Source organism: Pantoea stewartii subsp. stewartii (assembly GCF_008801695.1).
In the GTDB taxonomy this organism is placed as follows: Bacteria; Pseudomonadota; Gammaproteobacteria; order Enterobacterales; family Enterobacteriaceae; genus Pantoea; species Pantoea stewartii.
In genome coordinates, this window is the sequence record NZ_VZPF01000104.1 from 1 (window position 1) to 12499 (window position 12499).

At 45.4% G+C, this 12499-nt stretch carries 18 protein-coding genes and 2 pseudogenes; 18 read left to right on the top strand and 2 right to left on the bottom strand.

Features of this window, described 5'->3' with window-relative positions:
* Positions 1–174 (bottom strand): annotated as a pseudogene (locus F7Q90_RS22430) (IS630 family transposase); the annotation flags it as partial.
* Positions 175–506: 332 nt separating this feature from the next.
* On the opposite strand from F7Q90_RS22430, the gene F7Q90_RS22435 reads away from it, so the two are divergent.
* The 17 genes from F7Q90_RS22435 (at position 507) to F7Q90_RS22505 (ending at position 11475) form a co-directional block, all read left to right on the top strand.
* Positions 507–995, top strand: a complete 489-nt coding sequence (locus tag F7Q90_RS22435; protein ID WP_044243819.1) for a thermonuclease family protein — start codon at positions 507–509, stop codon at positions 993–995.
* A 438-nt stretch (positions 996–1433) separates the two neighbouring features.
* Positions 1434–1742 (top strand): TrbM/KikA/MpfK family conjugal transfer protein, encoded by a 309-nt coding sequence (locus F7Q90_RS22440; RefSeq protein ID WP_071988837.1) that lies wholly within the window; start codon positions 1434–1436, stop codon positions 1740–1742.
* A 41-nt stretch (positions 1743–1783) separates the two neighbouring features.
* Complete coding sequence (locus F7Q90_RS22445) at positions 1784–2521, top strand: hypothetical protein (protein WP_044243821.1); 738 nt, start codon at positions 1784–1786, stop codon at positions 2519–2521.
* 11 nt (positions 2522–2532) lie between these two features.
* On the top strand, positions 2533–3192 hold the full coding sequence (locus F7Q90_RS22450; protein WP_044243824.1) for a hypothetical protein: 660 nt from the start codon (positions 2533–2535) through the stop codon (positions 3190–3192).
* Positions 3193–3195: 3 nt separating this feature from the next.
* A complete protein-coding gene (locus F7Q90_RS22455) occupies positions 3196–3771 on the top strand; it encodes a hypothetical protein (RefSeq protein WP_044243826.1) in 576 nt (191 codons plus the stop codon).
* 4 nt (positions 3772–3775) lie between these two features.
* Positions 3776–6040 (top strand): type IA DNA topoisomerase, encoded by a 2265-nt coding sequence (locus F7Q90_RS22460; RefSeq protein WP_006122530.1) that lies wholly within the window; start codon positions 3776–3778, stop codon positions 6038–6040.
* A gap of 2 nt (positions 6041–6042) precedes the next feature.
* On the top strand, positions 6043–6564 hold the full coding sequence (locus tag F7Q90_RS22465; protein ID WP_006122531.1) for a single-stranded DNA-binding protein: 522 nt from the start codon (positions 6043–6045) through the stop codon (positions 6562–6564).
* A 364-nt stretch (positions 6565–6928) separates the two neighbouring features.
* Positions 6929–7069 carry a hypothetical protein gene (locus F7Q90_RS26775; protein ID WP_006122532.1) on the top strand — a complete coding sequence of 47 codons (141 nt, stop codon included), beginning with the start codon at positions 6929–6931 and terminating at the stop codon, positions 7067–7069.
* Between the two features lie 65 nt (positions 7070–7134).
* Entirely contained in the window at positions 7135–7659 is a 525-nt protein-coding gene (locus F7Q90_RS22470; RefSeq protein WP_006122533.1) for a J domain-containing protein, read from the top strand.
* A gap of 52 nt (positions 7660–7711) precedes the next feature.
* Complete coding sequence (locus F7Q90_RS22475; protein WP_044243829.1) at positions 7712–8281, top strand: hypothetical protein; 570 nt, start codon at positions 7712–7714, stop codon at positions 8279–8281.
* Between the two features lie 65 nt (positions 8282–8346).
* A complete protein-coding gene (locus F7Q90_RS22480) occupies positions 8347–8643 on the top strand; it encodes a hypothetical protein (RefSeq protein WP_006122535.1) in 297 nt (98 codons plus the stop codon).
* Entirely contained in the window at positions 8627–9130 is a 504-nt protein-coding gene (locus F7Q90_RS22485; RefSeq protein ID WP_006122536.1) for a hypothetical protein, read from the top strand. The genes F7Q90_RS22480 and F7Q90_RS22485 overlap by 17 nt, the downstream gene beginning before the upstream one ends.
* A 538-nt stretch (positions 9131–9668) precedes the next feature.
* Positions 9669–9887, top strand: a complete 219-nt coding sequence (locus tag F7Q90_RS22490) for a hypothetical protein (protein ID WP_006122537.1) — start codon at positions 9669–9671, stop codon at positions 9885–9887.
* A gap of 73 nt (positions 9888–9960) precedes the next feature.
* On the top strand, positions 9961–10137 hold the full coding sequence (locus F7Q90_RS26780) for a hypothetical protein (RefSeq protein ID WP_006122538.1): 177 nt from the start codon (positions 9961–9963) through the stop codon (positions 10135–10137).
* 286 nt (positions 10138–10423) lie between these two features.
* On the top strand, positions 10424–10669 hold the full coding sequence (locus tag F7Q90_RS22495) for a hypothetical protein (RefSeq protein ID WP_044243833.1): 246 nt from the start codon (positions 10424–10426) through the stop codon (positions 10667–10669).
* A 164-nt stretch (positions 10670–10833) separates the two neighbouring features.
* Positions 10834–11016 carry a type II toxin-antitoxin system HicA family toxin gene (locus F7Q90_RS22500; RefSeq protein ID WP_000833472.1) on the top strand — a complete coding sequence of 61 codons (183 nt, stop codon included), beginning with the start codon at positions 10834–10836 and terminating at the stop codon, positions 11014–11016.
* Positions 11017–11040: 24 nt separating this feature from the next.
* The gene (locus tag F7Q90_RS22505) at positions 11041–11475 is read left to right on the top strand and encodes a type II toxin-antitoxin system HicB family antitoxin (protein WP_044243835.1); all 435 of its coding nucleotides are present in this window, start codon (positions 11041–11043) and stop codon (positions 11473–11475) included.
* Between the two features lie 451 nt (positions 11476–11926).
* On the opposite strand, the gene F7Q90_RS22510 is transcribed toward F7Q90_RS22505, so the two are convergent.
* Complete coding sequence (locus tag F7Q90_RS22510; protein ID WP_151161079.1) at positions 11927–12169, bottom strand: hypothetical protein; 243 nt, start codon at positions 12167–12169, stop codon at positions 11927–11929.
* A gap of 156 nt (positions 12170–12325) precedes the next feature.
* On the opposite strand from F7Q90_RS22510, the pseudogene F7Q90_RS22515 reads away from it, so the two are divergent.
* Positions 12326–12499 (top strand): annotated as a pseudogene (locus F7Q90_RS22515) (IS630 family transposase); the annotation flags it as partial.

The window sequence follows — 12499 nt, forward strand, 5'->3', positions numbered from 1 at the left end:
ACCAATCGATGAGCGGGCACAGCAGAGTGTTCTGGCAACATGACTGACGGTGTCACCACGATGCAGCATCAGCATGGCGGTGAGCCGCCGGGCGTGGTTTTTGTCCTTTGTTTTATGGATAGTTTTCTGCATCAGGCGTCGTTCGGTTCTGGGTATTGGTGCAATGATCGACATTGCTCAGTCCGGCTGGTGATTTGGGATATTCAGCGATTGATCAGATCGCATAAACCGGACTGAGTTCCCTCTAAGTGATCTACTATTCCGAGCAGTTATTTAGCGGTGCGGTGATGTCGTGCCAGAATCGGGTATGGACACTTGGAGGATCTCTGCAACAGCGTGAATGCAAACAGATAGGAAACTTTAGTGGACGTGATTTCACTAATTATGTTTGTCCTGTGGGATGGTATTCAGCTGGTTTACAGTTTGTTGGCCATCAACATAACGAATCTGCTTATGTTATAACTTGCTGCCATTGATTCTATTTATTTTATAAAGAAGAACAGGGTATGAGAATATCATTATTGCTAATTTCATTTATTACTGCTTTTAACGCATCAGCTACTGAAATAAAAGCAAAGGTAATCAAAGTTCTCGATGGCGACACAATCGATGTTATAGCTGATTATCTACCCGCTAACTTGCTTGTTACGCAAATTCCGCAGCGAGTACGACTCCTCAATATTGACGCACCTGAGAAAGGTCAGGCATTTGGTCGTTGGTCTGGTGAGCAGCTTAAAACACTAGTTGCCGGAAAGTTTGTTATTGTCAATTACGACAGCTCCGATCGGTACGGGCGTTTATTGGGGCGGGTTTCAGTGAATGGCATTGATATCAACCATCAGATGATATCTGTGGGTGCCGCTTGGGTATATGACCAGTACAACGCAGATACTGCACTACCGGCTTTACAAAAAGAAGCTCAGGAGCAGAGGCGCGGCCTGTGGGCTGAGAGTAACCCGATACCTCCGTGGGAGTGGCGACACAGGAAGAACTGACGCGCTGCGCTTGTCCAACCCCTCCACCCACAGAAATAAATTTCTGAAGGTGTCACGGTTACATTTTACAAGAAATCCAAATGCTTCTTTTTATGCGCGGAGCGCATAGAAGGCGGCACACCGTAGCTGATATGAAGCACAGAAAGCAAACCGCCGGGCCTTGCTTCCCTGAACGGGGATAATGCACCCACTACCACCGTATCTGACCAGAGCCACGGCAGCACGTCCACGCACGCTGCTGTGTGGTCACTGCCCCGCCCCCCTCCCTGCAAAGCCATAACGGGCTTACAGCGATGTTTACCGCTGAGTTAAGGCCGAAGCCCCGGTGAGCGGTCAGAATGGCGCTGTGCGACGTTCTGAGCGTGATTTCCGGGGTCTTAACGGCTGTGACCAGCGGGAGCAGACGTTTAGAGACTTAATTAATGAAAGGATAGCTGTATGAAACGTAATTTAATTTTTAGCGTATCTATTTTGAGCTGCTTTTTATATGCATCTTCAGCTTTAGCTGATGATCCCTGCAAAGTTACTCTCTGTCTTTGGGGGAAAATGAATGGCTCCAGTAGAGATGGCTGTTCTGATGCAGAGAAAACTTTTTTTAATATTATAAAGAAAAAGCATGGTTCATTTTTGCCAAATCATACCTTTGATGCCAGAAAAGATTTTTTAAACAATGAATGTCCTGCACCTTATGGCGTAAGTCAGTATGTCGATAAGGTTTTGCAGAAATATGGAAAAGTTAAGCTATAGGTGAAATTTTACCAGCCAGAAAAACAAACAGGAATAAAATAATGATGACTGAATCCGATAAAGAGCGTTTTAATAATCGTATATGCATAGGGCAGGTGCTTGTCAGTGCGGATGTTTATATTACTTCAGTTATGACTGAAAGCGCGGCTGAGGTAGAGATAACTGTCCCTGATGAAAATTATCAAAAGGTAATGGATTTATATGATCGCATATGCCAGTTTGCTTTGCTTCATGGTGAAGATTTTCAAGGGCTATTCCAGACTGACAGATATTACTATATGTCATGTTTCGTGCGTGATATTGAAGCATTTAAGAAAGAATTCAAAGATGAGGATGAATTAAAACCTTTATTCAGTCATGATAAGGGCGAAACGGCTGAGTTTCTTATCAGCTTCCCCGAAAAGGTTAATTATGATGATAAAGAGTCAGTTAAAAAAGCCTTTCTTGATATCACACAGAAACATGTCGATACACTGGATGAACTTACATGGAGTAATTTTGAGCACAGAGCTTTTACTGGCGGAACGGTAGGCTTTGATGATGAACGTGACAATATAAAAAAACTATCTCGTAAGGATTTTGTGGCTTCTAATCTCACGGATTCTTTCGAAGATGATTTCTATGTTAATCCTTTATTTGAAGGAGCACAAAACATCGGAGAGATTGATAATTATCCGGTATGTTTTAACTCACGGGGATTTTACTTCTACTGGAACAAACAAACAGAATACCTGCTTGAGAGTTGGTTGACGTTCCCTGCTTATCCGTATGGTTGGTAAAGGAGCAAATAATGAAAGTGAGTTCAATAAAAACGGTTTATGATTTTATGCGTTACTGCCGTATGCCGCTTTGGTTTCAGCGTTCAATCAGGGATATGAAAGTCGGTGATACTTTCATTATTGGGAAATATACACAACCGGTCTCTTACGAAGGTGATTCGTTTTGTGCACCTTCACGCTATTCGGCTTGTCTGGATGGCAGCGAGGCTTCCTTTGTTGCAGAGGCATGGATAGAAAAAGAGCGCGGCGTGTATTCATTTTACGCCACATGGACATTCCCGACAAAACCAGAACGTGCGCATGTTATGACATTTGGGGAATTCAGAATCCACAAAGGCGGCATTATAGAGTTCGATAATAAAAATGTTGAACCTGACGATAAGAACCATGCGGTAAGAAGTTTCGCGCTTGTATCTCGTTATCTCGCTCATATGCTCAAATGCATGTCAGATGAAGATAAAAATATTTATTTTAAAAATAACAGTTTTCCTTTATTCAATGGAGTATGGCTTGACAGTGATTGCATTGAACGTCGCGAGCGAGCAGTAAGACAGGTTGATGGGAAAATTAAACGAGTATGGATTAATTATGAAGATTACATGCCAACGCATCAACTTTCCGCAATTCTTGAAGCAGCCTTTTCTATGGGCGCATTTCAACTAGAGGATTGATACATGCAATATGCTTTATTTGATGCTGGAAATCGAAAGTTTCTACTTGATGCCGATGAGTTTAGTTTGTTGAGGGACTGGAAAGATAAGCCGGTTGAAGAACTAACGGATTTTTGCGAATCTGAGCATCCTTATTATTTATGTTACGGAGGATATCTTTTAAATCCTGAAATGTCAGATGAAAACATTGATGAAAAATTAAAGTCAATGGAGAATTTTTGGCTGGCTGCTATTGATGACTATGGTCAGTACTGTCATCAGATTGCATTTTATTCTATTTTCCCATTTCCTGTAATCTCTGTTGGGTACCAAAAAGTCGTTCCCTTCGCTGCGTTAATTAAATCTGATGATTGTATTGTTTCCAAAATTGCAGCGAATTCAGGTTTTGCAGTAACTGCATTTCTGCGAGTAGCTGGATGGGATGTCGCAACCAACATCCTCAACCGGGAAGGAGTTTTCTCTTTTAACGGAGTGGAAATGAGATTTAAGGACCCGGTAAATAAAGATAACTGGACACGATTAATTTCAGAAGAAAGAGCTATTTGTTGTGCTAATAAATTAATTCTTTGCAAAGGGTGAGTTTATGAAACGTTTATTTATCGCTGAGAAGCCTAATCTCGCGCAGGTTATCGCACAAGCGTTAGGTAATCCGCAGTATAAAGATGGATATATAGTTTGTGGTGATGATGTGGTTTCTTATTGTGTGGGGCATTTATTGAAAATTGCGCCGCCTGAACATTATAACCCTGAATATAAGCGATGGAGTAAAGATACCCTCCATATGAAATTGCGGCCAGTACAGCATCTTGTCATTGAACGTACGGCGGCACAGTTTGAGATCTTGGCAAAACTAATCTCTCAGGCTGATGAAATCGTTCACGCTGGCGACCCTGATGAAGAAGGGCAATTACTTGTTGATGAAGTGCTGCAATACTGCTGCTGCACCGCGCCTGTTAAGCGTGTGCTGATTAACGATCTAAACCCTGAAGTAGCCAGGCGAGCCTTATCAAATCTGCGTGATAATGCCGATTTTAAAGGCCTGTCAAACCGTGCTTTTGCCCGGAGCGTAGGTGATTTTATCTATGGTATTCCAGTTACACGTGCTTGTACTGTAGCCGCACGTGAGCGGGGACATACAGAGGTTATCTCCGTCGGGCGTGTTCAAACCCCAATTTTAGGAATGATGGTGCGGCGTTTCCTTGCCAACCAAAACCATAAAGAATCGTGGTATTGGCAGGTTAGGGCGCATTTAGGCGGTTTGAACGCTCCCATTGTTGCAGGGCTGGTAATACCTGAAGACGCGCCGGTTGACGATAAAGGGAAAATTAACAGCGAAGGGTATGCTAACGAACTGGCTTCAGCTTGCACCGGCAAAAATGCCACAGTCACAGCTGCAACTGTCGAACCTAAATCCAAAGCGCCGCCATTACCGTTTGCTTTGCTTGATCTCCAGGTAAAAATGAGTCGGCTGCATGATATTAGTTCCGAAGATACGCTGAAAATAACCCAGGCATTACGGGAAAAGCACGCGGCCATCACATACAACCGTTCTGATTGTCGCTACCTCAATGAAGAGCAATTTGCTGATGCACCTGGAACATTGCGTGCGATCTCAAATACGTTCCCGGAGCTGGCTCCTTTCTTTGCTAAAGCTGACAGCAGCCGTCAAAGCCGAGCTTTCAACGAAAGTAAAACAACGGCGCATACAGGGATTATCCCGACGCAAAAATCCATTGATGCCAGTCTTTTAACGACTAACGAAAAGAAGGTTTATCAGGCGATTGTTGAACAATATCTTGTGCAATTTCTTGAAGAGAAGGAGTTTAAATCAGCGTTGGCTGAGTTCGGTATTGGAGAGTACACATTCAGACTGAGGGCAACTCGCTGCACTAACGCTGGCTGGTCTGCGCTACTCAAAGAAAAAGGGGGTGAGCAGGATAATGGCGCTTTATTTGATGCGCTCTCAGTGCTTACAGTGGGCGATACCGCAGAATGCCAAAAGGTTGATGTTGTTTGTGATAAAACGACACCTCCCCCGCTTTATACGGAAGCTTCTCTGCTCGAAGATTTGCGCCGGGTTGCGCGGTACGTTGAAGATCCCAAGATTAAGCAACTACTTCTTGACCGTGATACTGATAAAGACGATCAGGAACAGGGCGGTATAGGGACTCCGGCAACGCGGGGCGCGATACTTGAACTGCTCCTTGAGCGTGGGTTCTATAGCATTATCAAAAAGCAAATAGTCCCTACAGAGCTGGGTATCTCCTTAATTCAGGCGCTGCCGCCTATCATGACCACTCCGGATATGACTGCATTGTGGCATGAGCAACAAAAGATGATCGAAGTGGGGGAACTGTCTGTTGATAGCTTCCTCGACGAGCTGGAAACGTTCGTCGCCTTCCAGGTGGATAACGTTGACCTTTCACGTCTTAAGGTAACGATCCATCCCTGCGACTGTGGAGGGCGCTATGTTCGTCGTAAAAACGAAAAAGGCACGTTTTGGGGATGTAATAACTACCCCGAGTGCAGAAATGCTGTTCCGGATCGTAATGGTCAACCAGATTTTACGGCCATGAACTTTGATGCGAATTGCCCGCGTTGCAAGGCCAAAATGAAATACCACCCTAAAGCCTGTAACTGTACGAATGAAGCTTGCAAATTCGTGCTGTGGGGAACGCAATTCGGTAAAACACTTACGATCACCCAAATTTCCGACCTGCTTTCAAAGGGAAAAACGCGCGAAATAAAGGGGTTCAAATCAACCAAGACTGGCAAAAAGTACGATGCAGCATTGCAATTACAATCTGATGGCAGCGTATCACTGATGTTTAATAACAAGAGGAAATAACTATGGCTTCACGCGGCGTAAATAAAGTAATTCTCGTTGGTAATTTGGGTGCAGATCCTGAAGTTCGGTATATGCCTAGCGGTGGTGCTGTCGCTAATATTACACTGGCAACCTCCGAATCTTGGCGTGATAAGGCCACGGGTGAAATGAAGGAGCAGACTGAGTGGCACCGTGTTGTACTTTTCGGCAAGCTGGCAGAAGTAGCCGGTGAGTATTTACGAAAAGGTTCACAGGTCTATATTGAAGGGCAGCTGCGCACGCGCAAATGGACAGACCAGGCCGGGACTGAGAAATATACAACCGAAGTCGTTGTGAACGTGGGCGGTACGATGCAAATGTTGGGTGGCCGTAGTGCTAATACCAATGGGAATAATGCTCAATCGGACCATCCACAGCAATCTCAGCAGACATCTTCAACGCCACAAAATCAGTCCAGTGAGCCGCCAGTAGATTTCGATGACGATATTCCTTTCCTGGGACACTGTTACGGGATTTGCCGCAAAGCTATCTACGCAATTTCATAGTTACAGTTTGCTATCATAATCCAGATGGCCAAGTTATCCGGATGACATGAAACGACAGTAAAGTGTCATCGCCGGTCGTAGCTAAAGCATTAAAAATGCTGGCATAAAAATAGTTGTCTGCCCCGCTAAACCGGGGCTTTTTTTTGTCCCAGCAACAGATTTTGGTCAGTAACCGTCAAAGTTATGCTATCGCCCCGTATCAGCCGCCTTGCGTCTGAACGCGCAGATACAGCGCCCCGACCCGTAGACGGGACGGCGTACCGTTCGCCAGGCTCACGCGCTAACTGCGTCCCGTTCCGGAGGGCTTTATCAGTAATGTGTGGTCTGCCAGCTTGTTATGGGCTTTGCAGGGAGGGGGGATGGTATGCAGTCAGGATTAGCGGGAGTTGTTTCCGGCGATTGGCAGGCGGTGTACTGGTCAGATAATGGCGCGATCGCCTTCCATGCCCTTGCGGGCATAAAAGAAAAAAATATTCTATTTATCAGTTGTTATTACACGTTATGACGTGTAATATAATCAATATGGAAAGCGCGGTGCTTTCCCTAAGGCCGAACGGCCAGGAGTTTTAAATGAATATTCAGGAAGCATTAAATGTATTTGGTTTGTCCGGTGAATTAACCAAAGAAGAAATTAAGAAAGCCTACAAAAAAGCCTCGCTGAAACATCACCCGGATCGAAACAAAGATAATCCGATTGCTGCGGAAATCATGAAAGCAATTAATGCAGCATTTGATTTTTTGATGGCTAATCTTGAAAAGGTTAATCAATACCAGTCAACTGATGATAATGCACGTTATGACTATGGCGAGGAGTTGGAACGAGTATTAACAGAATTAAATAATCTTCCAGACATTATTTTTGAGGTTATTGGTAATTGGGTTTGGATCTCTGGCGATACCAAGACGCATAAAGAAGCATTAAAATCGTTAGGGTGTAAATGGGCGTCGCAGAAAAAACAATGGTTTTATCGCCCGGAGGAACATAAATCCAGCCGCAATCGTAAAGAGCATTCAATGGATGAAATCCGCGAAATGTATGGCACTTACGGCCAGCGTAAGGCCGATGGACGTAAATCGGTAGAACGCCGCGCCTGATTGCCGTAGGGGGCATGTAAGCCCCCTTCTTTTGACGTTGCAGGGGGATGATATGGAAAAAACATTTTTTTCACGCTATGAAGCTGTTTTTAACCGGGTTTGTACGTTCCTGGGCGATGGCTGGAAGATAGACAGACGTACAGAAGATGCATACCGGATAAACCTGGTTAATCCAGCCTTTCGGCATTATTCCATCTTCGCACGTCTTGAAAAAGACCGGATTCATTTAACTGGCGGCGTCCGGTCTCGGTCTGCGCGTAGTTCTGGCGGTTACTCAGCTTGCACAGTATCCCCAATGCGCCACCCCTGGGGAATTGCTCAGGATATACGCCGTAAGATCTTACCTGATGCAGAAAAGCAAATCGCGTATTTCGAAGCTGACCGAGCCGGAGCACAAAAGATTCAGGATGATCGGCGGATTTTAATCAACCTGGTCGGGCAGCTGGTCGAGGTACAAAACTATGGTGGTTACTATGATGTGCTGTGTCATATCAAAACGCCTGGAGGGATTTCGGGTGATGTGTGTGAGATGTACGGTAAAGCGTATCGGCTTAAACTGGACGATCTCAGCAAAGACCAGCTAATCAAAGTGATTGGATTTTTATCAACACTGGGGCGCTGACAGTGCGCCGTGGGGGATGCCCCGCGGCCCACTGTTTGGGTGCTCTGCTTCAGGAGCATAGAAGCATGAAAGATTTGTTTTTTGCGAGGCGTCGGGGCGAAACGGCCCGGATTTCTCAGTCACTGGCGGTACAAAGTGACGGTATCAAGTATCGGCTTCAATATCTGGTGCTTGATCGGACGAAGCCGACGAAAGCAGAACGGGCATCCGGCGCGAAAGAAGAGCGTATCGAGGTACTTAATCAGGAGTTTTACCTTAACGTTGGCGAGTTTATCCGGGTAAGCGACTTTCCGTTACCAAAACTGACACGTGAATTTATTCGTTTTCTAAAGGAGTCTCAGGAACATGGGTCTGAAAGCTGATTACAGGGGTGAACTGGCACAGCGTGCGCGGGTGTTTCTGAACCGCACACAAAAAGAAATGGCTGCGTTGTTCGGTCTGTCTCTGCGCTCCTGGCAGGATAAAGAGCAGAATACTAATCGCGTATCAGTCAGTGAAACATATATGCTTTTGCTGTTGCTGAATGAGCATCCTGACTACCAGTTATTGCCACGCATTGATGATGCGAAGACTCCCGCTAAGGAGGCAGCAAAAATAGCTGTGGAGTTGGCGCAATGCCTGACTGAGCGTATACCGCTTCCTTCAAAAGTGGTTGAGCTGGAAAATGCTCTTGATGCGGCAATCCTGGCGTTTAGGGAGGATTTTGTAGCTGATATGGATAACGGGCAAGGTGACTTGTCTCCGGTGGCCGTATTATCTAAAGAACTGGAAAAGGCCAGAAATCGAATCACTTATCTGGAGTCCGATAACAGCAAATTGCGGGCTGAACTGGCTAAAAATACCTGTTAATCAGGCTCCCTTCGGCTCCCCGTCCACAGGCCGGGTCGTCTGCCACACTTCGCTAACCTGATGGCATTTGCCATCAGGCAAGCTACGCCGAACCCGTTCACGGGTTCGGGCTATCGCTAGTGTCAGATAGCAAAGACCAACCTGCAAATCAACGAGAACCGCGTCTGTAGGCTCAAGAGGCCGCAGGCGTCCCCTTTCCCCAACACCCGGACAAATCACGCCCTGTGCGTCGCTGAAGCGCCACACAGCCCGCTCAGCCGGGCGAACCGGACGCGTATTAACGCCAGTGCTGCCGGAACGGCCAAAAACCGGCTTAGCAGTGAGGGGGATTTATTACGGCTGAAGCCGTAATGCTGTTTAAGTCCTCGCGCCGTGGCGCTGCGGGGCTTCCGGCACTCCGTGCCTCCCATGCCCTGCGGGCATAAAAAAAGAGCCTTTTTGATGAATTTCATCTTGATAAAACACGTTATAACGTGTAATATTATTTACATGGAAGGCGCGGTGCTTTTCCTGAAGGCCGAACGGCCAGGAGCTACAAATGAAAATCCAAAAAATCGCAGACGTTAAAAAAGAAGCACATAAAGCTATCACTCAGTTCCAGACCGGAAAAATCACCAAACTCGACCTTTATGCTAAAGGTGTCGAATTGACTCTCAAATTTAATGATTTGATGGATAGCGCAGCATCTGATCCTACATATTATTTAGCTAAAGATACTGCTGAGCTACTCCACGTAATTAAGCATTTTTCCTGTTAAATATATAGGGGGAGTAATCCCCCTAATAAGCCTCTGGTTAATTTTAATTAATATCAAATCTGAGAGATAAAAGATGGAATTAACAGCAATTGCTTCTTTAAAACGTAATGTCAAGTTCTGGATTGAACGATGTGGCTGTAATGACAAACAAATCATTGCAAATATTAAAGGCTGGTATAACTTCGCTTATTCTCCAAGCGAACAAGAGAAAGCAAAAGAGGAAATTCTAAAAAGTTTTATGAAAGATTAATCTTGGGGTGGTATCAGGTTGCGCTAACAACCTGATACCGCATGACAAAGTAATTATTGGAGTAATCATTATGTCAATGAACAAAATTGTAAACATCGCAGATGCACTTGTAAAGGGCTGGGAGGTAAAGATCCCTGCGATGAAAGCCCACGAATGGGATGAGTTACGATGGTGGTTAGAGCACCTTAGAGGGTATGCGCACTAACTAAACTGGCGGGAGAAATCCCGCCTACTAGGGCTTTCATGGTCATTTCTGCAATAACACACGCTAAGTAGGGTAAAAGCAATGGGTCATTATACAATCAGAACCAGTGAGCAGGATGATGTGATCATTAAAGATGCTCAGGAATATTTAGGGGTTTCAACCGTCAGCAAGGCATTTTTAACTGCAATAGGAATGGTGAAAGAGCAGAACGAAATGATCCTTAAGCTACAGCGGGAGTTAACGCAGGAGCGCCAGCGTTCTCTGTGTATGTCTGCTGGTATCGCTGATTTTGAAGCTAGTATGGCTCGCCTGTTCACGCTGAAATGATGTACAATTGGCCGTAGTTAATAATTCAAGTTTACCCTCCCAAGCTTTGCCCCGAATGGGGCGTTAGTCATCCGTTAGGCTGCAAAAAATCTGTGATTTACTCCATCGTCCTCTTGTTTTGTGTGTATGTGTGTGTATAATGAATTTCAGGTTACGGAGGGCTTATGAAATCTGCTGACCTGTTGAAAGAACTGATAGCCGCAGGGTGTGAACTTCGACGGCACAACGGGGGCAGTCACCAGATTTGGTGGTCGCCCATAACAGGAAAGACCTTTCCTGTTCCGCATCCGAAAAAGGATTTACCTCTGGGTACTGTCAGGTCAATCAAAAAAATGGCGGGGATTTGATCCCCGCCGACTTTGGAGGTGAGTATGTTTTTTTCTGTTGGAGTTGAATCTCCTAAAGATGCTGATACAGCATTTGGTATAAGCGTACCGGCTTTTGATCGGTTTGATTACGGCTGCGTATCAGCGGCTGACGAGCAATCGGATATACCGGTGATGGCGCGAGAAGCGATTTTAAGTATCGTCGAGGAAATGTTGCTGAGTGGAGCACATTCCGTTGAAGATATTAAAGATGCTGGCTTTATGGTTTATGCGGCAAATGCTGAATACGCTCATTGCGATTCCTGGTTTATGATTGACGTGGATCTGACTGAGTTTGAAGGTAAACAGCAACGTGTAAATATTACATTGCCTGATGTGCTGATTAAGCGTATTGACGGCTTTATCCAAGGGAATCGTTCGGCCTATAAGGATCGGAGTCATTTTTTGGCTCAGGCAGCACGGCATGAGCTGGCAAAGTAATTAATATCCTGGAAAATTTATAAAACCACGCCTACAAGCGTGGTTTTTCGTGTCTAATAAACGCCAGCAAAAAAGCACCGCCGGTCGCAGTTGCAGCGCGTGAAATGCTGGCGAAACCCGCCCTCGATGCACGGCACCTGGTTCTTTATTGCTGGCACTCCGGTTAGGGCCGTGATGGTTGGCCGTAAGACTGGCGAGCAGTGCGCAGCCTGTCCGGATATGCGCGTAGCGCATGGAGGCGCGGAACGGCTCAGACATAGTGCGCAGGGGGCAAATCCGCGCCTGAACCCGGCGCAGCCGGTTACGATCTCTGAAAGTGAGCAGAATACCCCCCGCCCTGCAAAGCGGGTTTTACTATCGCTGGCACGCCTCCTGCTGGCGGTATGATTGCTTATTGGCTGGCATGAGGATTAAATCTACCAGATAGCGGGTTTAAAACCCGCTATCGACTCTATTTAAAAAAATAGAAGACCCCATTAAACCCAATAGATAAAACTAACGCACCTGATAATATAATTATTGCTACCCAACTTTTATAGTTAATGAAATTATTTGATTCAGTAATATCCTTTACTTTACTTTCAAACTTATCAAGATGCATTTGTGTTTTTTGTATGCTTTCTGAAATTTCATTAACAATTTCATTTTTAATCGCGGCGCGTAGTTCAAGCTTAGATTCATCCAGTTGATTCATGAGGATAGCTCTATGTTTAATCGTAAGCTCATCAAAACTCGACTCTGCTTCTTCTAAATAACTGCTCGGAATAGTAGATCACTTAGAGGGAACTCAGTCCGGTTTATGCGATCTGATCAATCGCTGAATATCCCAAATCACCAGCCGGACTGAGCAATGTCGATCATAGCACCAATACCCAGAACCGAACGACGCCTGATGCAGAAAACTATCCATAAAACAAAGGACAAAAACCACGCCCGGCGGCTCACCGCCATGCTGATGCTGCATCGTGGTGACACCGTCAGTCATGTTGCCAGAACACTCTGCTGTGCCCGCTCATCGATTGGT